Origin of the sequence: Nocardiopsis gilva YIM 90087, from assembly GCF_002263495.1 — a bacterium.
Classification (GTDB): Bacteria; Actinomycetota; Actinomycetes; order Streptosporangiales; family Streptosporangiaceae; genus Nocardiopsis_C; species Nocardiopsis_C gilva.
Window position 1 is genome coordinate 3,300,276 of sequence record NZ_CP022753.1, and the last position, 19,974, is coordinate 3,320,249.

17 protein-coding genes are annotated in these 19,974 nt (G+C 71.9%); 13 read left to right on the plus strand and 4 right to left on the minus strand.

Annotated features, from left to right (window positions below):
* Positions 1 to 122 precede the first annotated feature (122 nt).
* The 9 genes from CDO52_RS15010 (at position 123) to CDO52_RS15050 (ending at position 11,613) form a co-directional block, all read left to right on the plus strand.
* Positions 123 to 884, plus strand: a complete 762-nt coding sequence (locus CDO52_RS15010) for an SAM-dependent methyltransferase (protein ID WP_026125852.1) — start codon at positions 123 to 125, stop codon at positions 882 to 884.
* Between the two features lie 1,367 nt (positions 885 to 2,251).
* On the plus strand, positions 2,252 to 3,646 hold the full coding sequence (locus CDO52_RS15015) for a heparan-alpha-glucosaminide N-acetyltransferase domain-containing protein (RefSeq protein WP_017618997.1): 1,395 nt from the start codon (positions 2,252 to 2,254) through the stop codon (positions 3,644 to 3,646).
* A gap of 102 nt (positions 3,647 to 3,748) precedes the next feature.
* Positions 3,749 to 4,771, plus strand: a complete 1,023-nt coding sequence (locus CDO52_RS15020) for a tyrosine-type recombinase/integrase (protein WP_193373673.1) — start codon at positions 3,749 to 3,751, stop codon at positions 4,769 to 4,771.
* Between the two features lie 44 nt (positions 4,772 to 4,815).
* On the plus strand, positions 4,816 to 5,610 hold the full coding sequence (locus tag CDO52_RS15025) for an exodeoxyribonuclease III (RefSeq protein WP_026125854.1): 795 nt from the start codon (positions 4,816 to 4,818) through the stop codon (positions 5,608 to 5,610).
* Between the two features lie 78 nt (positions 5,611 to 5,688).
* A complete protein-coding gene (locus CDO52_RS15030; RefSeq protein ID WP_094932466.1) occupies positions 5,689 to 6,447 on the plus strand; it encodes an alpha/beta fold hydrolase in 759 nt (252 codons plus the stop codon).
* Between the two features lie 445 nt (positions 6,448 to 6,892).
* A complete protein-coding gene (locus tag CDO52_RS15035; RefSeq protein ID WP_033300411.1) occupies positions 6,893 to 7,537 on the plus strand; it encodes an HAD-IA family hydrolase in 645 nt (214 codons plus the stop codon).
* Positions 7,538 to 7,844: 307 nt separating this feature from the next.
* The gene (locus CDO52_RS15040) at positions 7,845 to 9,866 is read left to right on the plus strand and encodes a cation:proton antiporter domain-containing protein (RefSeq protein WP_033300413.1); all 2,022 of its coding nucleotides are present in this window, start codon (positions 7,845 to 7,847) and stop codon (positions 9,864 to 9,866) included.
* A 147-nt stretch (positions 9,867 to 10,013) separates the two neighbouring features.
* The gene (locus CDO52_RS15045) at positions 10,014 to 10,640 is read left to right on the plus strand and encodes a DJ-1/PfpI family protein (RefSeq protein ID WP_017619001.1); all 627 of its coding nucleotides are present in this window, start codon (positions 10,014 to 10,016) and stop codon (positions 10,638 to 10,640) included.
* Positions 10,641 to 10,785: 145 nt separating this feature from the next.
* Positions 10,786 to 11,613, plus strand: a complete 828-nt coding sequence (locus tag CDO52_RS15050) for an MBL fold metallo-hydrolase (protein WP_094932467.1) — start codon at positions 10,786 to 10,788, stop codon at positions 11,611 to 11,613.
* 12 nt (positions 11,614 to 11,625) lie between these two features.
* Here the strand turns inward: CDO52_RS15050 and CDO52_RS15055 are convergent, their stop codons facing one another.
* Positions 11,626 to 12,357: a response regulator gene (locus CDO52_RS15055; RefSeq protein ID WP_017619002.1), complete on the minus strand. Its 732-nt coding sequence runs from the start codon at positions 12,355 to 12,357 to the stop codon at positions 11,626 to 11,628.
* The gene (locus tag CDO52_RS15060; protein WP_017619003.1) at positions 12,354 to 13,649 is read right to left on the minus strand and encodes a sensor histidine kinase; all 1,296 of its coding nucleotides are present in this window, start codon (positions 13,647 to 13,649) and stop codon (positions 12,354 to 12,356) included. The genes CDO52_RS15055 and CDO52_RS15060 overlap by 4 nt, the downstream gene beginning before the upstream one ends.
* A gap of 293 nt (positions 13,650 to 13,942) precedes the next feature.
* On the opposite strand from CDO52_RS15060, the gene CDO52_RS15065 reads away from it, so the two are divergent.
* The 3 genes from CDO52_RS15065 to CDO52_RS15075 all read left to right on the plus strand — a co-directional run bounded on the left by CDO52_RS15065 (position 13,943) and on the right by CDO52_RS15075 (position 17,529).
* Entirely contained in the window at positions 13,943 to 14,248 is a 306-nt protein-coding gene (locus tag CDO52_RS15065; protein ID WP_017619004.1) for a hypothetical protein, read from the plus strand.
* A 1,336-nt stretch (positions 14,249 to 15,584) separates the two neighbouring features.
* The gene (locus CDO52_RS15070; protein WP_026125855.1) at positions 15,585 to 16,943 is read left to right on the plus strand and encodes an amino acid permease; all 1,359 of its coding nucleotides are present in this window, start codon (positions 15,585 to 15,587) and stop codon (positions 16,941 to 16,943) included.
* A 91-nt stretch (positions 16,944 to 17,034) separates the two neighbouring features.
* Positions 17,035 to 17,529, plus strand: a complete 495-nt coding sequence (locus CDO52_RS15075) for an NUDIX domain-containing protein (RefSeq protein ID WP_017619006.1) — start codon at positions 17,035 to 17,037, stop codon at positions 17,527 to 17,529.
* A gap of 17 nt (positions 17,530 to 17,546) precedes the next feature.
* Here the strand turns inward: CDO52_RS15075 and CDO52_RS15080 are convergent, their stop codons facing one another.
* On the minus strand, positions 17,547 to 18,533 hold the full coding sequence (locus CDO52_RS15080) for a hypothetical protein (protein WP_017619007.1): 987 nt from the start codon (positions 18,531 to 18,533) through the stop codon (positions 17,547 to 17,549).
* 5 nt (positions 18,534 to 18,538) lie between these two features.
* The gene (locus CDO52_RS15085) at positions 18,539 to 18,958 is read right to left on the minus strand and encodes an ankyrin repeat domain-containing protein (protein WP_017619008.1); all 420 of its coding nucleotides are present in this window, start codon (positions 18,956 to 18,958) and stop codon (positions 18,539 to 18,541) included.
* 459 nt (positions 18,959 to 19,417) lie between these two features.
* Here CDO52_RS15085 and CDO52_RS15090 point away from each other — a divergent pair, with 459 nt between their 5' ends.
* Complete coding sequence (locus tag CDO52_RS15090) at positions 19,418 to 19,945, plus strand: hypothetical protein (protein WP_094932468.1); 528 nt, start codon at positions 19,418 to 19,420, stop codon at positions 19,943 to 19,945.
* Positions 19,946 to 19,974: the final 29 nt, after the last annotated feature.

A 19,974-nucleotide genomic window follows, 5' to 3' on the forward strand; every position in this document is an offset into this window, starting at 1 on the left:
AGGCCCCTGTGGGTGGGTGCGGGTAGGGAAACGGGGATCGGCGGGTGGGCAGGGGTGTCCGGGTGTGGTCAGGTGTGGGGTCAACTTTTTTGTGTGGGTGGGCGTGGGATTGTGAGGGTGTTATGGCGAGTGTGGATGGTGTTGTTCCGCCGGAGCGTTTTCCGCGTAGTTCCGGCTATGACCTTGCGTGGCAGAAGCGGTACATGATGGGCCCTAATCCGTTGTGGCTGACGGAGTGGTTGGCGGAGGATCTGCCGATCGGCGAGGGTGCGCGTGTCTTGGATTTGGGGGCGGGGACGGCGCTGACCTCGGTCTTCTTGGCGCGGGAGTTCGGTGCGCGGGTGACGGCGGCCGATTTGTGGGTGGATCCGGGGGACAATTGGCGCCGGGTGCGTGAGGCCGGTGTGGCCGACCGGGTGTTGCCGCTGCGGGCGGAGGCGCGGGATCTGCCGTTCGCCGAGGGGTATTTCGATGCGGTGGTCTCGATCGATGCCTACCACTATTTCGGTACGGATGATCTGTATTTGGATTATCTGCTGCGGTTTATCGCGCCGGGCGGCCGGTTGGGGATCGTGTCGCCGGGGTTGGCGCGTCCGGTGGATGGGACGGTGCCGGAGCGGATTCGGCCCTACTGGCAGGCGGCCTATCGGTCGTTTCACAGTGCGCAGTGGTGGCGTGCCACTTTTGAGTCAAGTCAGGCGGTGCGCGTGGAACGCGCGGACACGTTGGTAGATGGTTGGAAGTACTGGTTGGCGTGGAACGAGGCGTGTACGCCGCCCGAGGACGCCGCGGACATCGTGGCCCAGGAGAGTGCGATGCTCCGCGCGGACGCGGGGGAGACGCTCGGATTCGTCCGCGTGATCGCGCGCAACGGCGCGGCCTGAGGCGGCCTGGCGCCGGGCGGGTATCTCAGGCCCGCCCATGGTTCAACTTGACATAATGTGCATTATCGGCGTTGTGGGGCGGGTGGCCGAGAGGGGTGGCGGTCGGGGTCGTCCCGGCTGGTGGCGCGTGATTCGGGTGGTGTCAGCAAGGCCGGGGTTCCGCTTGGCGCGTGCGGACCTGTTCTCCATGCGGGTGCATCGCGCCAGCGCAGGATTGATTCGCCGATGATGACGGCGTTTGTTCGGACGATCCGGACGGATTCCAGGACTTCCGGCGGAGCGTCGGCCTCAGGAGTACGCGGTCTGCTGGGCGGCCTTGTCGGATTTCGTCTTTCCGGTGTTCGGTGGTGAAAAGCGGCACCGAGGACGGAGGGGCTGGGGGCCCCGACCTCCTGAGAGGCGCGGCGGGGTAACGCCAGCGTCGGCGGCCCGCTCGCCGGGCGCCTCCCCGGTGGAGCGACGAGGGCGGCAGCGACGGCAGGTGGGCCGTGGGGGCGCCCCGGTCGGGACGGGCCGGCCGGAACGCGGATTGCGGGCCGCCGGGTGCCGGGTATGCCCGCTTTGCCACAAGTTCGGCGCGATGATCATGGGGATTGTTCCGGCAAAACGGACAGAATCAGAGAAATTCCCATGATCATCGGCGGAAGGGGTCCGCAGTGGCGCGGCGCGGCGGGCGCTTTGCCCTGTTTGTCCCGGCCGTCGCAGGGTGGATTCGTTGATCTCGGGAAAGTGCGCCAGAAAACCGCTGGAATTTGGCGCACTTTCCCGAGATCAACACAGGCGCGGACACAACGGGCCTACAGCGAGCGCTTTCCCGCCCCGGCCACCCACCCGGCACCGCTGGACGACCACGGCGCCCCACCCCCACCGGCCCTCGGTGCCGCTTTCACCCCAGGACACCGGGCAGGATGAACGCCGACAAGGCCGCCCAGCAGACCCCATCTCAGCCGTACCCCTGAGCTGTGGGGATCGGGATGGACCACCAGGGGCTCGTGTTTGATGCATAAATGGCGTTATGCATGAATTGGGAATTATGTCCGACTCATGTGTCCCGGTTCGCCTCAGTACCCGGATCCGTCTCCCGGCCCGGGCATCCGCTCCGCTCGCCCGCAGCGCGACCGCGCGACCAGCGGGATCGTCACACCCCTCCCCCTCGGCTGTGACCGGCGTCGCAACCCGCCCCACTCCCCTTCCCGTGCCGGTCCCCGCGCTATACGCTCGTCCGCGGACAACACCTCATCAGCATGAGACGCCCGGCGAACGTGATCCGTTGACCGAATCCGTGCGGCGCGCGAATTCCCGGCCACAACCGGTCACAATCGGGAAATACCTCTGCACCAGAGGGACGAGCGGGGGATCCTCGAAGAGTGTCGAACAGCATCAGCTCCTCTCCTGAGAGCCCTTCCCCTGAGGACACCGCCGCCAGCGGCCCCGCGCCGGACGGTGTCACGGCGCCCACACGCCCCACCGGTGCCGTCGGCGCCGCCGATGGCACCTCTCCCCCACCCCGCGCCGCGGCCGCCCACGCCCCGGTGACTCCGCGTCGCCGCTCCTGGATGCCGCGCGGGCTGCGCACCGCCGACGCCAGCCGCCTCGTCGGCATCGATATGGCCCGCGGGCTGGCCATTCTGGGCATGTTCGTCGTGCACGTGGGCGTCGGCTGGACCGACGACGCGGGCGCCAGCACGCTGACCGAGCTGGTCGCCGGGCGCTCGGCGGCGACCTTCGCGCTGCTGGCGGGCGTGTCCATCGCCCTGCTGTCCGGCGGGCCGACGCCCAAGAGCGGCCACGACATGGGGGTCGCGCTGTGGCGGGTGGTCATCCGCGGCTTGATCATGCTGCCCATCGGCACCCTGCTCACCATGACGGGCGTCCCCGTGTCGGTGATCCTCGCCTACTACGCGGTGTTCTTCGTCCTGTGCGCCCCGCTGATGGACGAGCGGTGGAAGATCGTCGCCGGGACCGCCGCGTTCCTCGCGGTCACCGGCCCGGTGGTCTCCTTCTACCTGCGCAGGCTGATGGAGCCCGACGGGCCGCTCGAAGGCCCCGTGCAGACCATCAACTCCTATGACCCCCTGGTGGCGTGGGCCGACGACGGCGTGGTGAACTTCCTGATCACCGGCTCCTACCCGGCGATCACCTGGATGCCGTTCGTGCTGGCGGGGCTCGCCATCGGGCGGCTGAACCTGCGCTCGCCCAAGGTGCAGCTGGCGCTGGTCGGCGTCGGCGCGAGCCTGGCCGCCGCGGCCTACACCGCCTCCTGGGCGCTGATGCGCCTGCTGGAGGTGCGCTCCCGCCTGGAGGCGTCCTTCGACGCCGAGAGCGCGGGCACCGACACCCTGGGCGCGGCGCTGCGCGAGGGGCTGCCCGGGACGGTGCCGGTCAACGACTGGGCGTGGCTGCTGACGGCCGCGCCGCACAGCGGGACGCCCTTCGAGGTGTTCGGGGCCGGCGGTGTGGCCATCGCGGTGCTGGGGCTGTTCCTGCTGGTGGGCCGCTACCTGCGGTGGGTGCTGTTCCCGCTGGCGGCGGTCGGGGCGCTGGCGCTGACCACCTATGTGGGGCACGTCCTGCTGATCTGGGTGGACGAGCTGGGGCTGTTGGAGGGCACACCGCTGCAGCCGGTGACCGACGCGCTGGACTGGTCGGTGCTGCTGGGCGCGCTGGTGTTCGCGACGCTGTGGCGGGTGCTGGTGGGGCGCGGCCCGCTGGAGGGGCCGCTGCACGTGGTGTCGATGTGGGTGGCCCGGCGCATCCCCTGACCCGCGCCGGACGTCTCACCCCCTCTCCCCCCGGGGAAATGGGGGTGCCGAACCGGTGGCTGCGGGTGATCGCGCGCTTGGGAATCGGGGATGCTGTGGGGCATGAGCGTTGCGGAGGTTGGGATCCAGGCGTCGTCGATGCGGGTTGTGGAGGCGGTTGAGGAGTATCTGGTGGCGCGGCGGTCGGCGAAGCCGTCGCCGCACACCGTCGCGGCCTACCGGCGGGACCTGCTGGGGGTGCTGGGGTGTGTGGCCGAGGTGGAGCGGTGCGGGCGCGCGGATGTGCGGTTGGCCGATCTGTCGGGCGGGGTGCTGCGTCAGGCGTTCGCGGAGTTCGCGGCCGAGCGGGCGGCGTCCAGTGTGGTGCGGGCGTGGTCGACGTGGAACGGGTTCTTCGGGTTCCTGGTGGCCGAGGGCATCGTGGAGGGCAATCCGATGCCGGGTGTCCAGCGGCCCCGGCTCAAGCCGGCGGAACCCAAGCCGCTGATGGGCGAGGACACCCCGGAGCGGTTGTTGGAGGCGTTGGCGGCGGGGTGCCGCCGCGCGCGTGACCCGTGGCCGGAGCGGGACCTGGCGGTGTTGGCGCTGGCGTTGCTGACGGGGCTGCGTTCGGCGGAGATGCTGGGGTTGCGGGTGGAGGCGTTGAGCGGGCGTGCGGGTGAGCGGCGGATCCGGGTGGTGGGTAAGGGCGGCGCGACGCGGTCGCTGCCGATCGAGCCGCCGCTGGAGGCGTTGGTGGAGGCCTACCTGCGCACGCGTGAGGTGCGGTTCGGCGTGCGGGTGCGCGGGTCGGACGCGCTGCTGGTGGACAACCGGGGGCGTCCGTTGCGCCGGGGCGGGCTGCAGTACCTGGTGCGGCAGTGCTACAAGCACGCCGGGGTGCACGACCGGGTGGCGCGCGGGACGCTGGTGCACGCGTTGCGGCACACGTTCGCCACCCGGCTGGCGGAGGATGGGGCGTCGGTCACCGAGATCATGCGGTTGCTGGGGCATACCTCGATTACCTCGTCGCAGTCCTACATCGATGTGACGGCTGCGGCGCAGCGGGAGGCGGCGCGGTCGAACCGGACCTATGGGGTGCTGCGCCGGCTGGCCGACGCGGAGCGGGAGGGCGCCGCGGGGTGAGGCGGGGCCGGGGCGGGGGCGCGGTTACGCTGGCCGTCGTGGTCATGACGATTTCGACGGTGAACGTGAACGGGCTGCGCGCGGCGGCCAAGAAGGGCTTCGTGGAGTGGCTGGCGGCCACGGAGGCCGATGTGGTGTGCCTGCAGGAGACGCGGGCCGAACGCGCCCAGCTGGCGCCGGAGGTGATCGCGCCCGAGGGGTGGCACGTGGTGCTGGCGCCGGCGGCGGCCAAGGGGCGCGCCGGTGTGGCGCTGTACACGCGTGCGCGGCCCGAGGCGGTGCGTGTCGGGTTCGGTGCCGCGGAGTTCGACGGTGCGGGCCGGTATGTGGAGGCGGACCTGGGGCGGGTGAGTGTGGCCAGCCTGTATCTGCCGTCGGGTGAGGTGGGCACCGAGCGCCAGGCGGAGAAGGAGCGCTTCATGGCGGCGTTCCTGCCCTATCTGTTGCGGCGCCGCGCCGAGGTGGAGGCCCAAGGGCGTGCGCTGGTGGTGTGCGGGGACTGGAACATCGCCCACCGTGAGGCGGATCTGAAGAACTGGCGCAACAATCGGAAGAACTCGGGGTTTTTGCCCGAGGAGCGGGCGTGGTTGTCGCGGGTGTTCGACGAGGCGGGGTATGTGGATGTGGTGCGGGCCCTGCTTCCGGAGCGGGAGGGCCCGTATTCGTGGTGGTCCTATCGCGGGCGGGCGTTCGACAACGATGCCGGGTGGAGGATCGACTACCAGGTGGCGACGCCGGGGGTAGCGGGTGTGGCCAAGGAGGCGCGGGTGGAGCGGGCTGCCGCTCATGACCTGCGGTGGTCGGACCATGCGCCGGTGACGGTGGCCTACGCCTGGTAGGCCGGCGGGTGGTCGGGTACCGCCGGTAGTGCGGGAGTGGAGTCGGTGCCGGTCGAGCGAGCGGAAAGGGGCGGGGCGATGGGCCTGCCGGTGGTTCTGGTCCACGGGCTGCGGCTGTCGGGCACGATGTGGCGCCCGCAGCAGGAGCTGTTGGAGGCTCAGGGGCGCCGTGTGGTGGCGGTGGACCTGCCGGGGCACGGAACGCGCCGGGGGCAGGAGTTCACTCTGCCTGCGGCGATCGATGCGGTGGCCGAGGCGATCGACGCGGTGGGTGGGCGCGCACTGCTGGTGGGGTTGAGCCTGGGCGGGTTCGTGTCCATCGCGGTGGCGGCGGCGCATCCGGGCCGGGTGGCGGGGCTGGTGGCCGCGGGGTGTACGGCGCGTCCGGCGCAGACGCTGGCGCAGGTGTACCGGATCCCGGCGGTGTTGCTGGACCGGCTGCCCGATCACGGGCAGGCGGTCAACGAGCGGTTCCATCGGCTGACGCTTCCCACCGACGGGGCCGCGGCGGCGCTGGACGGCGGGTTGGCGATGGAGGCCGCTCGGGCGGTGATCGATGAGATCTCCGACATGGAGGTGCTGGAGGCGTTGGGCGCCTATGAGGGGCCGGTGTGGCTGATCAATGGGGCGCGTGATCCGTTCCGGATCCATGAGCGGCAGTTCTTGGAGGCGTGTGTCGATGGGCGCCTGCTGAACGTGCCGCGGGCGGGCCACATGGTCAGCTTGGACCAGCCGGAGAACTTCGCGAAGCTGGTGGGCGATATCGCCGATGTGGCGTCGGTCCGCGCCGCGGAGGCGCCGCCGGGCGCGGCCCGGTCGCACGGTCCTGGTGTTTGAACCCTCCCCCAGCTGAAAGCAGGGGGATTCCTGGCTCAGGAAGCCCCGCAGGTCAGCGACCTGAAAGGTCGTACTCCCTGAACACCAGCCGGGACGGAACCTGCCCGGTTCAATAAAGCAAAGCTGGGTTGTTCTGTGCCGTCTTGGTTCTCGACCGGCACGGTGTACGCGCTTGGTTCTCGCAACGCACACGGCACACAACACCCGAACACCCGGTCATGCGGGCGGTCTTTCGCCCTGGGGGCGAAACCCCGTTCGTGCCCCGCTCCGCAGGGGTTCGATTCCTCCCCCGGCTCAAGCCGGGGGCATCCTCGAAGGAAACCCGGTGAAACGGGCGGTCGACGGCCCTTCTTTCGCCGGGGCGGCCCCGGCACGGTGCGGGGGTGGCCGGTGTCACCCCTGCTGGGGGTGGGTCCGCGGGCGCGGGGTTCCTAGACTCCGCAGGATGATGATCTCGGCGGATGCGCTGCTGTTCGACATGGACGGAACCCTGGTCGACTCCGGGCCGGTGGTGGAGGAATGCTGGGCCACCTGGGCGGCGGAGTACGGGATCTCCCCCGAACAGTTGGCCGCGAAGGCGGGGCACGGCATCCCGGCGCGCCAGATCGCGGCGGCGCTGCTGCCGCCCGAGGACGTGGTCGCGGCCGTGGCACGCATCGAGCAGCTGGAGATCGACCGTGTCGCCGGGTTGCGCGTCCTGCCCGGGACGCGGGAACTGCTGGCGGTGCTGCCCGATGACGCGTGGGCGATCGTGACGTCGTGCACCCGTGCGCTGGCCGAGGCGCGGCTGAAGGCCGTGGGCCTGGAGGCGCCGACGCTGGTGACCGCCGACGATGTGAGCCGCGGCAAGCCCGACCCCGAACCCTTCGAGCTGGGTGCGAAGCTCCTGGGTGTCGCCGTGGACCGGTGCGTCGTCTTCGAGGACGCTCCGGCCGGTCTCGCGGCCGCCCGCGATGCGGGCGCGTCCACGGTCGCGGTGACCACGACCCATGGCGCCGCCGATCTGGAGGCCGACGTGGTGGTCGACGACCTCGCGCGCGTCGCGGTGGGCCCTGGTGTGGGCGGGGGCGTGGTGGTCAGCGCCGGGTGAGGCGCGGCGGCCGTCGTGGCTGCCTTTCCGTGCCGGTGGTGCGTGGTGCGGTCCCTTGAATGGCGTGGGGTGGGGGTAGCGCGTCGCCCCGCCTCGGTTCCCCCGTGTCCTGGGCGTTCGGTGTTCCATGTGGAGGTCTGCGCCGCCGGTGCGGTCCATCCGCGCTCAGCGTCGTGCGGCTGTCTTGGCCGGCCGTGGTGGGGCGCTGCTGTTCCGTGGTCGGGCGGGCGGACGGGGCTTCGCTAGGCTGACCTGCGGGTCCCGTGCGTCGGCTGGGGCTGGTGGGTGGCAGGGGAGGAATCCGACCATGATGCTTGCGGCTGGGGAGACGCCGGAGTTTCTCGGGCCCGTGGTGGCGCTGTTGTGTGTGGCCGGGTTGATCGGTGCGCTGTTCGTGCGGCTGCGGGTGGTCCCGATCGTGGGGTTCCTGCTGGCGGGGGTGGTGATCGGTCCCCACCAGCTCGGGGTGGTCGGGGATGTGGAGCAGGTGCGGGCGGCGGCCGACATCGGGGTCATGCTGCTGCTGTTCACGATCGGGATCGAGTTCTCGTTGGAGCGGCTGGCCAAGATCCGCCGCTATGTGCTGCTGGGCGGCAGTGTGCAGGTGGTCGCGACGGTCGCGCTGACCGCTGCGCTGGTGGTGGCCGTGGGGCAGGACTGGCGTAGCGCGGTGTTCACCGGGTTCCTGGTCGCCCTGTCCTCGACGGCGATCGTGCTCAAGATCGTGGCGGCCAAGGGGGTGACGTCCCGGCCGACTGGGCAGGTGGCGGTGGGCATCCTGATCTTCCAGGACTTGGCCGTCGTCGTCATGGTCCTGCTGATCCCGCTGCTGGCGGGGCCGGGTTCCCCCGGTGGCGGTGGGGGCGCGGAGCCGTGGGGGATCCTGCGGGCGCTGGGGACGGCCGCGCTGGTGCTGACCGCAGTGATGGTGGTGGCCCGCAAGGTGATGCCGCCGCTGCTGGAGCGGGTCGCGCGGCTGTGCTCGCCGGAGATCTTCCTGCTGACGATCGTGGCCATCGCGCTGGGCGTCGCCTACCTGACCTCGCTGGCCGGGGTCAGTGACGCGCTGGGGGCGTTCTTGGCGGGGATGGTGCTCAGCGAGTCGCGGCACAGCGCGCACGCGCTCAGCGAGATCATGCCGCTGCAGATTCTGTTCAGTGCGGTGTTCTTCGTGTCCATCGGCATGCTGCTGGATGTGGGCGTGGTGGTGGAGCTGTGGTGGCTGGTGGCGCTGCTGGCGTTGGTCGTGGTCGCGATCAAGGTGGTGACGGGCTATGTCGCGGCCTCCACCCTGCGGGTGGGGGCGCCCACGGTGCTGGCCGGTGCGTTCCTGCTCCCCCAGATCGGGGAGTTCTCGTTCGTGTTGCAGCAGGTCGGGGCCGCGTCCGGGATGAGCCCGGTGGGGTTGGGCGACCAGGGTGCGCAGCTGCTGGTGGCCGTCACCGTCGTGCTGATGACCGCGACGCCGGCGCTGGCGTCGGTCGGTGAGCGCCTGGCCAAGGTCGTGGGGGTGCGCCAGGGGCGTGGAACCGTGCCAACGCGGCAGGGCGAGGCGGCGCGCCCGAGACCGCAGGGGCGGGTGTTGGTCTCGGGGTGGGGGCCGGTGGCCCAGTACCTGGGGGTCTACCTGCGGGCCCGCGGGGTGCCGGTGACGGTGACGACGCTCAACCCCGACCTGGCGGCTCAGGCCGAGGCCGAGGGGCACACGGTGGTGCGGGGCGAGGTCATCAAGGCGGGCGTGCTGCACGATGTCGGCATGGACCAGGTGCGGCTCATCGTGATCTGTGAGCACAGCGGTGAGGAGACCACCCACATCGCCGAGGCGCTGCGCAATGTGGCGCCGGGTGTGCCGATCGTGGCGCGGCCGGTGGAGTCGGTGGATGTGCCGGGGTTGAGTGATGCGGGGGTGGCCCGGGTGGTGGATTCCCAGCGGGCCGTCGCCCAGCCGCTGACGCGGACGGTGCTGGATGTGCTGGGTGTGGAGCATTTCGAGGTGCCGCGGCCCGATCCGACGGTGGTGGTGGATTTCGCCCCGGATGCCGAGGCGGCGTGCCCGCATGCTGAGGAGATCCGCCCGGTGTTGCCCAAGAGTCCGGGCTGTACGGCGTGTCTGAGCCGGGGGCGCCATGACTGGGTGCACTTGCGGATCTGTTTGACCTGCGGGTTTGTGGGGTGTTGCAATTCGTCGCCGGGTCGGCATGCCCAGGAGCACGCGGAGTCGGTCGGCCACCCCATGGCGATGTCGGCCGAGCCGGGCGAGGTGTGGGCGTGGTGCTTCCTGGACGAGGCGGAGATCGGCCCGGCGCAGGTGGACGCCCCCACGAGCTGACCCCTCCCCTCCCCCGTTTGGGGGTGTCCGGATCCGAGGGGTCATCGTCATTGCCGCAACGGGGTTGCGGTTTCGATACTGGGGGTGCGGGCGGACCGGCCGGGGCCCGCGTCCGTTCCGCTTCCGCCGCATCATGAAATGGGCATTATGGACATCGCGTTCGTCCTGTACCCGGGCATGACCGCCCTCGACCTCACGGGCCCCTACGAGGTCCTGGCCCCCAACCCCGGCGTGCGGGCGCACTTCGTGGCCGCCACCCCCGGGCCCGTGACCTGCGACTCCGGCATGGTGATCACCGCAGGCTCCGCCTTGGGCGACCTGCCTCGCCCTGATGTCATCGTCGTGCCCGGCGGGTCGGGGTGGCGGGCGGCCCTGGACAACGAGACCGAGCTGGTGGCGTGGCTGGCCGCCGCCTATCCGCACGCCACATGGACCACCTCGGTGTGCACCGGCTCCACGCTGCTGGCCAAGGCCGGGATTCTCACCGGTCGTCCCGCGACCACCCACTGGAGTGTGCGCGACGTGCTGGCCGACCTCGGCGCCACGGTCAGCACCGAGCGCGTGGTCATCGACGGCGACGTCGTCACCGCGGCCGGGGTCTCGGCCGGGATCGACATGGGGCTGCGGTTGGCCGCGGAGGTGTGGGGCGAGGAGACCGCCCAGCGCATCCAGCTCGTGCTGGAGTACGATCCGCAGCCGCCGTTCGACACCGGCAGCGTGGACAGCGCGCCGCCGGAGATGGTCGAGGCGGTGCGCCGGCTCGTCCGGGGCTGAGGACGGCCGACCGGCGCTGCGACCTCCGCACTTGGCTCACCTGCCCACCCGGCGGGCCGGGCCCCTCGTGGCGGGCCGCGCGCCGCCGAGTGGTAGGCAGGACCGTGGGGGAGGACACAGACGTCGGTGACGAGGAGGTCCACCCATGCGCATCCACCACCTCAACTGCGCGACGATCCGCCCACCGGGAGCCGGGCTGGGCGGGATGGGGTACGGCGGTGCGCTGGTGTGCCACTGCCTGCTCATCGAGACCGGCGGGGAGCTCATCCTCGTCGACACCGGGGTGGGCACCGCGGCCCTGGGCGACCCCGCCCGGCTGGGGCGGTTCTTCCTCGCGGCGCGGCCCGCCCTGGCACGGGAGGAGACCGCCCAGGCCCAGATCACGCGACTGGGCTATGACACCGCTGACGTCCGCCACATCATCCTCACGCACCTGGACGTGGACCACGCCTCCGGCCTGGGCGACTTCCCCGACGCCGCCGTCCATGTCAGCGGCGCGGAGCTGCGCACGGCCACCGCCGGGCCGCCTCTGGAACGGGCCCGCTACCAGCCGTCGGCCTGGGCGCACGGCCCGCGCTGGCAGGAGCACGAGTTCGGCGGCGGCGACCGGTGGTTCGGATTCGAGGCGGTCCGCCCCATCCCCGGCGTCGGGGCCGACATCGCCCTGATCCCGCTGCACGGGCACACCCGCGGACACGTGGGTGTGGCGGTGGCCGCGGGCGGGCAGGCGGCGACACCGTGGCTGTTGCATGCCGGGGACGCCTACTTCCACCACCACCAGACCGATGTGCTGTGGCCGCACCGCCCGCCCGGGGCCGCCGCCATGGAGGTCGTCTCCACGATCGACGCGGTCTACCGCCGCCACAACCAGCGCATGCTGCGGCGGCTGCGCCGCGACCACGGCGGCGAGGTGACGGTGTTCTGCGCCCATGACCCCGCCGAGATGCCGGAGGCAGGTGCCCACAGCCGGTGAGGCGGGGGCTGTTCAGGGTGCGGCGCCGCCCACGGGCGGCGCACCGTCGCCGTTGACGCCTCCCGGGCGGATGAGCCCGGAGTCGTAGGCGGCGATCACCGCCTGGGTGCGGTCGCGCACCTGGAGCTTGGACAGGATGTTGGAGACGTGTGTCTTGATCGTCTGCACTCCGACGAACAGTTCGGCGGCGATCTCGGCGTTGGACCGGCCGCGCGCCATGAGCCGCAGGGTGTCGGCTTCGCGCTCGGTGAGGGCGGGGATCCTGCCGGCGGCGGGGGTGGCGGGTTGGGCATGCGTGGCGGCCAGGGCGCGGATCGCGGCGGGGAACAGCAGGGAGTCGCCGGAGGCGACCAGCCGGACGGCGGCGAGGATGTCCTCGGGGCGGCTGCGTTTGAGTAGGAATCCGCTGGCGCCCGCGCGTAGCGCGCCGTAGACGTAGTCGTCGTTCTCGAAGGTGGTGACGACGATGATCTTGGGCGGGGTGTCCAGGCCGCTCATCAGTGTGGTGGTGGCCTGGATGCCGTCCAGGCGGGGCATGCGCACGTCCATCAGCACGATGTGGGGGCGCGTGCGGCGCGCGAGGTCCAGGACGCCGGTGCCGTCGTCGGCCTCGGCCACCACCCGCAGGTCGTCTTCGGCGTTGATGAGGGCGCGCAGTCCGGCCCGGACGAGTGCCTCGTCGTCGACCAGGGCCACGGTGATCGATCCGCCGTTGTCGGCGGGGTGGGGTGCGGGTGCGGTCATCGGGCCTGCCCCCAGGAGATCTCGGCGCGCAGCCGCCAGTGGCCGTCGTGGGGTCCGGCCTGCAGGCGGCCGCCGAGGATCCGCAGGCGTTCGTGCAGGCCGGCCAGGCCGTGACCGCCGCCGCGGCGCAGCGCGGGCCGGGGCAGCGGGGAGGAGGCCGGGGTGTGCGGGTTGGTGACCTCCACGCTCAGCCGTTCGGGTTCGATGGTCACGTGCAGGGTGATGGGAACCTTACCGCCGTGGCGCAGCGCGTTGGTGATGCCTTCCTGGCAGATGCGGTAGGTCTCGCGGGAGACGACGGCCGGGACGTGGTGCACGTCGCCGTCGACGTGGGCGGTGAGCTGGCCGCCGATGGCGCGGGTGGCCTCGATGAGCCCCTGAAGGTCGCTCAGGCCGCGCTGGGGCGGGGTGGCGGCGGTCGGGCGCTCCTCGCGGAGCAGCCCCAGGACGTGGTCGAGTTCGGCGGTGGCGGTGCGGGCCTGCTCGGCGATGGCCTCCAGAGCGTGGCGGGCGAAGTCGGGGTCGGAGTCCAGCACGCGGGCGGCCGTCCCGGACTGCAGGGCGACCACGGACAGGGCGTGGCCGATGGAGTCGTGCAGTTCGCGGGCGAGCCGGTTGCGTTCGGCCAGGTGGTCGGCGCGTTCCTGGGCGGCGGCCAGCCGCTCGGCCGTCGAGGGCCCCAGCAGGCGGGGTGCCAGCCGCGCCATCCCCCAGCCGATCAGCGCCGTGGTGTAGACGAGGGCGAGCAGGAGGCCCAGCCCGATGAGGGGGGCCAGCCAGCGCAGGGCTCCGGTGGGTCGGCTGCTGCCGAAGAAGGTGAGCGGGCCTTGGGCGATGGCCATGTGGTCGGTGGCGAAGGGGGTGGCGGCCAGGGCCGCGGCCTCAGTGAGGCCGACCATGGTGGCCAGGGCCACCCCGAAGCCCAGCACGAGGTGGAGGGCCAGCCACAGCCCGGTGCGCGCGCGGGAGCGCCAGGAGGCCGACTCGGTGATGTGTTCAGCGGCGATGGGGCCGCGCAGCAGCGCGTGGGTGACGTGGCCTTCCAGGGAACGGGCGCCGGGGATCCACGCCGAGGCGGCGACCAGGAGCACCGCCGGGATCAGGGCCAGGGCGAGGAAGCCCGGGTCGGCGCCCTGGGGGCCGGGCGTGGCGGGGGTGGCGAACATCGAGGCCAGCACCAGGGTCGCCAGCAGGTAGGGCAGGAACACCGTGCCGCCGATGACCATGTAGACCCAGCGGGCGTAGGTGGTGGCGTCCCACAGCGGTGTGAGCAGGAGGCGGATGACCGGCACACCACGATCGTGGCACGCGCGGGCGGGGTGGGGCCTCCCCCGCCCGGGGGAATGCCGCATGTCGCGGTGGGCGGAGGTGCGTGGCGGCACCGCGTGGCCCCCGTGGGTGACGGGATGGTGTATTTGCGCTAAACCGCCACGTGCGGGCGCGGATGTCTCCTACGCTCGGGTGCCAGAGGGGCGCAGGTCAGCGCGTGCGGTGCCCCGGTGGCATCGGCCGACGCCGACCTGGCCCCGTCCCCCAACGCCCCTGCCTACCCCTCGGCGAGGAGATGAGAAGAGATGAGCGGCCGATGAGCGCGACAGAGGAACTCCTGGCGGCCCTGGAGGACGGGCGACTCACCGACGCCCACGCCTACCTGGCCTTGAAGCCGCTGTGGCGCGCCGGACGGTTGCAACGCCCCGCGGGACGCTCACGCCAGTGCATCCTGCGCGCCAAGGAGGAACTGCGGGCCGCCGCGAGCAGCGGAGTGCTCAGCGACGGCGAAGCCTACGACGCCCTGCGCCCGCTGCGCACCGTCCGCGACGGCGGCGCTGCGGATGTGGACGGCGTCGACCCTGAGACCGGCGATTTCCCCCCAGCCGAGCCCGGCGCCTAGTCCTGCGGCGACAGGTTGTTGCCTGGGCGTCTGCGGTAGCGGCTCTGGCCGGCACGCTGCAGGGGCCGACGCCTGGACAGCGCCCCACGCCACGACGTCGGTGACCGAGTGGGTGATCCGCATGCCACCGGGGTGAACAACGACCGGGGGTATCTGGGGCTGCTGCCCCAGCTGCGTATCGCTGAGCTGCGGGGCGCCGAGCTCACCGTCGCCCTCGGGCAGAGGTGGCGCCTTCGCCTGGACGTGGATGCGGCGCAGTTCCCGGTGTCATATCGGCCCTGTCGCCAGCTACTCATCGGAGCGTCCTCCTGTTTCGTACAAGCGCCCCGATGGTTAACGTGGTGCAATCGGTCCGATTCGAAGGGTGGCATTGTGCGTGGTCTCGTTCGTGGTCTGACCGTCATCGCCGGAGCCGCCCTGGCGATCCCCTACTCGCCGTCCCTGCCCTGGCCGACTGGCCGAACCCGGACACTGGCTTCACGATGACAAGCGTCGGCGTGCCCAGCCAATGCATGACGGGAACGACCAAGACGCCCGTGGTCACGTTGGAGCCGTGCTCCGAGCCGGTCTCTCGTGGGCAGACATGGCAAGCCCCCAGTGAAACCCAGGTCTCCAAGCTCAGGAACATGGCCAGTGGCGGCTGCCTCGCTCCGGCGCCCTATGGGCCCCTCCTTGGGCGCTGTGACGGGGCGCCGCCATGGGAGTACGACCTGCTCTCCGGGCAGCCGACGGTGGGCCAGATCCGGATCCAGCTCCCCCAGGGTGAGGGCTGCTTGGAAGCCCGTTCATCGGGTGGACCCATCGGTGGTAGCGAGTGCGCCCCGACCAATCTCAACCAGTCATGGCTGGTGACTCCGACCGTCGGCTAAACGGCCAGGTGGGCGATCGAGGCGTGGTTCCCCGACCGTGAAGAATGAAGCCGGCCGGGGCCACTCGCGGGCACGGGGGTGGAGGGCATGGTATTGCCACGTCACCTTGTCCGGGGCCGCGCTGGCGTTCCTGACCCGGCTGCGCCGAGCCGTTCAAAACCCATGGGGTGGGCCGTAGGTGCCCGCGACCTTGACCGGTCCGCCTCTGGGATCGGCGCCTCGGGGGCGCGGTGTGCGGGCGGTGGGCCAACGGCGGTGGCGCCGCACGGCAGGACTCGGTCGGTGGTGATCTCTCCCACACTCGCCCGGTGAGCGGTGTCATGTGGGGCGTGAGCTGCGTCGGCGGTGCTGTCTGCCACATAGTGTGTGTGGTCGTGACCTCGCACGACATTTCGCCCGTTGAGGCGGATACCAGTACATCCCCGGACGCGGCTCCGCGCCTCGCCCACACGCTGCGGCGGCGGCACATGACGATGATCGCCATCGGCGGCTCCGTGGGGGCCGGGCTGTTCATCGGGTCGGGGGCCGTCATCCACGCCGCAGGTCCCGCCGCGATCGTCTCCTATGCCATCGCCGGGGCACTCGTGCTCCTGACACTGCGGGCACTGGGCGAGATGGTGGTGGCCCGCCCGGCCTCCGGGTCCTTCTCCGACTACGCCCGCATGGCCCTGGGGCCGCGCGTCGGCTTCTCCATCGGGTGGCTGTACTGGTGGCTCTACAGCGTCCTGGTCGCCGCCGAGGCCGTGGCCGGGGCCTCGATCCTCTCCGGCTGGGTGGAGGCCGCAGGGGTGCAGGCGCCCGCCTGGCTGCTGTCGCTGCTCCTGCTGGTGGTCATGACCGGGGCCAACCTCATCTCGGTGAAGGTGTTCGGCGAGACCGAGTCCCTGTTCTCCCTGATCAAGATCGCGACCATCGTCGCGTTCCTCATCCTGGGCGGGTTGTACGCGGCCGGGATGTGGCCCGGGACCGACGGGTCGAGTGTCGCCAACCTGTGGGCGCACGGCGGGTTCGCGCCCAACGGGTGGGTGGCGGTGTTCGCCGCCACCGTCGTGGTGCTGTTCTCGTTCGGCGGCGTGGAGATCGTGACCATCGCCGCCGGGGAGAGCGACGAGCCCGAGCAGGGCGTGGCGCGGGCCACCACCAACGTGCTGTGGCGCATCGCGCTGTTCTACATCGCCTCCATCCTGGTGGTGGTCATGGTGCTGCCCTGGGACGACGCCGGGCTGCGCACCAGCCCGTTCGTGTCGGTGATGGAGACCGTGGGCGTCCCGGCGGCCCCGCTCATCATGGAGGCCGTGGTCTTCGTGGCGGTGCTCAGCGTGCTCAACGCCGCGCTGTACACCTCCTCGCGGATGCTGCACGTGCTCACCCGGCAGGGCGACGCGCCCCGGGCGCTGTCGTCGGTCAGCGGGCGCGGTGTCCCGACGCGCGCGATCCTGCTGGGCACGGTCGTGGGGTATGTGTCGGTGATCGGCAACTACCTGTGGCCCGAGACCGTCCTGGGCTTCCTCATCGCCTCCATCGGCGCGATTCTGCTGGTCCTGTTCATCACCATCGTCGCCTCCCAGCTGGTGATGGGGCGGCGGCTGCGCGCTGCCGAACCCGAGCGGCTCACCTTCCGCATGTGGGGCTTCCCCTACCTCAGCTGGGTGACGCTGGCCGGGCTGGTGGCGGTCCTGGTGGCGATGGCGTTCCTGCCCGAGCACCGCGGGCCGCTGCTGACGAGCATGGCCAGCGTGGCGGTCGTACTCGGCGCCTATGAGCTGCGGCGCAGGCTCGGCACGACACCGGTCAGCGACCGGCCGCTGGACATCGGCGAGCGGTAGCCCGCCGCCACCGCACGGCGCCGACACACCCGCAACGACCCCCCGGGGGCGAGCCCGCGGGTGTCGGCGCCGTTGCGTAGGGTGTCGTTCCATGGCCGACACCGAACTGGAGTTCTTCGAGAGCCTCCCGCGCAGCCGTGGGGCGGCCAGCGCGCTCCTGCGGGCCCCCGACGGGCGGGTGCTGCTGGTCAAGCCCACCTACAAGCCCGGGTGGAGCCTGCCGGGCGGGGTGATCGAGCAGCGGGAGTCCCCGCTGGCAGCCTGCCGCCGCGAGTGCGCCGAGGAGATCGGGTTCGTGCCCGGCCTGGACGGGCTGGCGTGCGTCGACTGGATCCCGCCGCAGCTGAGCCCCGACCACCGGCCCGCGACCATCTTCATCTTCGCCGGTCGGCTGGCGACGGGGCAGTTCGATGAGGTCCGCCTGCCCGCCGACGAGCTGAGCGACGCCATGCTGGCCGACGCCGCCGACTTCCACCTGCTGCTGCCCGGGGGCCGGGGGCGGCGGATCGCCACGGCGCTCAAGGCCGCCGATGCCGGGCTCACCGTGTACCTGGAGGACGGGCAGCCGGTGGACTGGTCGACCTGACGCGGGCCGGAGGCGGCTCAGCCGGTGGTGCCCGGGGCGGTGCCGTCGGGCCCGTCGGGCCCGCCGTCGTCCTCGCGATGGGGTGAGGGCGGCTGCGGGCCGTCGTCCGGGGCCAGCAGGCGGGCGGCCTGTGCGGCCTCCTCCAGCGACCGGCGCAGGTCCGCCTCGGCCAGGCGGGCCCGGTCGGTCAGCTCCTCCACCTGCCCTATCGCCTGCTCGTCGGCCGCGCTGGCCGCCAGCAGGTCGCGGTACTCCTGCTGTTCCTCCATCAGCTGCCGCACGGCGGCCAGGTGCCGGTGGTGTTCCTCGGCCGCCGCGAGGTGGGCGGCGTAGCGCTCCAGTGCCTCCACTCGGGCGGTGACGGCGGCGTCGGCCGCCCGCAGGGCCGCACGGCGTTCGGCCAGCAGCCCGGAGACGTCGACGTCGAGCTGGATGTCGGAGGACACCCGCGCGCGGGCGCGCATGTCGGTCAGGCGGCGCAGCCGGGTGCCGATCTCCCACAGCTGTTCGGGCAGCACGACGGCGTGGTCGATGGGCTCGACGTGGCCGGTGGCCGCCAGCGGTGAGGCGGTGACCGCGGCCACCGCCTCCTGGGCGCTGTGCAGCAGGGCGCGGGCGGGCGCGTCGAGGTCCTCGGCCAGCAGGTAGCGGCCGTGGTAGTGGCGCGCCGCGGCCCGGGCCGGGGATTCGCCGATGCGCCGGGCCGACAGCAGCCCGGCGATCGCCAGGTTGACGGCGACCAGGACCAGTCCCAGGCCGGTGACCAGGATCAGCGCCCCGGAACGGGTCATCAGCGCCACGAGGAACAGTGCGGAGACGACGGCCAGGCGTGCGGGGAAGCGGTCGGGCAGGTCGGGGAACTCCCAGCGGGCCCGCACGGGCGGCGGGGGTGGGCGGGTGGCCGGGATGAGCGCGTGGGGGTGGGCGGCGAGCAGGTCGCGTTGGGCCGGTGGCAGCGTCGGGTCGAACACCGGCCGGGGCCGCGGGTCGGGGGCGGCCATCATGGGCCTCAGGAGTCCTGGGGGCCGAACAGTTGGAGGTACTCGCCCTTGTCGAACATGTGCGCGGCCTCCTTCGCTGAGGGGGTGCCCGCCTCGGGGTCGGCCCCGTGCTCCGCCAGGATGGCCACGACCTCGTCTTCGCCCTTGAACACCGCGCCGGCCAGGGGGGACTGGCCGCGGTCGTTGAGGCGGTCGACGTCGGCGCCGTGGCGGCACAGGTGGGCGACGGTGTCGGCGTGCCCGTGGTAGGAGGCGAGCATGACCAGGGTGTCGCCGCTGTCGTTGGTGAGGTTCACCGGGACGCCGGCGGCGAGGTAGGCGCCCAGGGACTCGGTGTCGCCGTTGCGGGCGAAGTCGAAGACCTTGGTGGCCAGGTTGATGATGTCAGGGTCGTTGATGGGGTCGGTGGACCCGTCCTCGGTACTCACGTTTCCCAGACTAGAGCCAGTCGGCGCGCTAGATCGGTGATGGGAGTCGGCTGGAGCGGCCCTGCCCGGGCCCGGGCAGGTTTCCCGCCTCCCCGTTCGTTGATCTCGGCGATGTGCACCTCATACCGGCGGGTATGAGGTGCACATCGCCGAGATCAACGAAGCGAGCGATGGTGTGGCGCCGGGAACCCACCGCCGCAGGCCCGCGGGCACTCCGTCCCGCCCATGCGTCCACTGCTCGCCTGCCGCCACCGGCCAGGCCGAAGACCTCCCACCAACCATCTAGCGGCGGCGCTCGCAGGTGGTCGATCCGGTGCGCGGGGGCCGGGTGCCCGGGGAGGGTCGGCAGTGCGGGTGCGGGTGGGACACGCGACGCCGCGCATCCGACTTGTCGGAAATGGTCAGGGGCGGGGAATTGTCGCTAGGGTGCCTAGCGCACGTCCTGAGAGGAGCACCCCCATGCGACACTTCGTCGGCTTCCTGACCGGACTGGTCCTGGCCCCCGTCGTCGTTTTCGGGGCCGGGTGGGCTCTGCCCCGCCTGACCGAGCTGAAGGCGCAGCAGGCCACCTTCCTCAGTGCCGGGGGCGCCGTGACCCTGGCCGTTCTGAGCGTGCTCGCGCTGCTGCTGGCGGTGGCCATGGCGGCACCCCGGCTGACCCCCATGGTGCCGGGGATCGCGGGGCTCACCCTGATCGGGCTTTCCGTCGGTGCCGTGCTGCGTCCCGAGCTCGCCGACCGCCTCCCCCGTGGCCCCGGCCTCAGCGGGGCCCTGGACCTGCTGCCCCTGGGCGTCTTCCTGCCGCTGGGCCTGGCGCTGGTGATCCCCATGTTCCTGGCATCGCGCTGGACGGGCGCGGAGCACGGCGACGGCGTCACCGAGGAGGAGTACTTCGACGGCCTCTACGACGAGGACTACGAAGACGACGAGCGCGACCGGCAGCCCGCCGCCGCGTCCCGCCCCAGCGGCCACCGCCGTAGCGACTGACCCGCCCCTCCCCTCCGGGACGTGCGCCG

Bases quoted from the DNA above. Each gene is read 5' to 3' on its own strand.
- CDO52_RS15010 (WP_026125852.1), top strand. From the start codon at position 123: ATGGCGAGTGTGGATGGTGTTGTTCCGCCGGAGCGTTTTCCGCGTAGT.
- CDO52_RS15020 (WP_193373673.1), top strand. From the start codon at position 3,749: ATGAGCGTTGCGGAGGTTGGGATCCAGGCGTCGTCGATGCGGGTTGTG.
- CDO52_RS15025 (WP_026125854.1), top strand. From the start codon at position 4,816: ATGACGATTTCGACGGTGAACGTGAACGGGCTGCGCGCGGCGGCCAAG.
- CDO52_RS15030 (WP_094932466.1), top strand. From the start codon at position 5,689: ATGGGCCTGCCGGTGGTTCTGGTCCACGGGCTGCGGCTGTCGGGCACG.
- CDO52_RS15035 (WP_033300411.1), top strand. From the start codon at position 6,893: ATGATGATCTCGGCGGATGCGCTGCTGTTCGACATGGACGGAACCCTG.
- CDO52_RS15040 (WP_033300413.1), top strand. From the start codon at position 7,845: ATGATGCTTGCGGCTGGGGAGACGCCGGAGTTTCTCGGGCCCGTGGTG.
- CDO52_RS15045 (WP_017619001.1), top strand. From the start codon at position 10,014: ATGGACATCGCGTTCGTCCTGTACCCGGGCATGACCGCCCTCGACCTC.
- CDO52_RS15050 (WP_094932467.1), top strand. From the start codon at position 10,786: ATGCGCATCCACCACCTCAACTGCGCGACGATCCGCCCACCGGGAGCC.
- CDO52_RS15055 (WP_017619002.1), bottom strand. From the start codon at position 12,357: ATGACCGCACCCGCACCCCACCCCGCCGACAACGGCGGATCGATCACC.
- CDO52_RS15065 (WP_017619004.1), top strand. From the start codon at position 13,943: ATGAGCGCGACAGAGGAACTCCTGGCGGCCCTGGAGGACGGGCGACTC.
- CDO52_RS15070 (WP_026125855.1), top strand. From the start codon at position 15,585: ATGACGATGATCGCCATCGGCGGCTCCGTGGGGGCCGGGCTGTTCATC.
- CDO52_RS15075 (WP_017619006.1), top strand. From the start codon at position 17,035: ATGGCCGACACCGAACTGGAGTTCTTCGAGAGCCTCCCGCGCAGCCGT.
- CDO52_RS15080 (WP_017619007.1), bottom strand. From the start codon at position 18,533: ATGATGGCCGCCCCCGACCCGCGGCCCCGGCCGGTGTTCGACCCGACG.
- CDO52_RS15090 (WP_094932468.1), top strand. From the start codon at position 19,418: ATGCGACACTTCGTCGGCTTCCTGACCGGACTGGTCCTGGCCCCCGTC.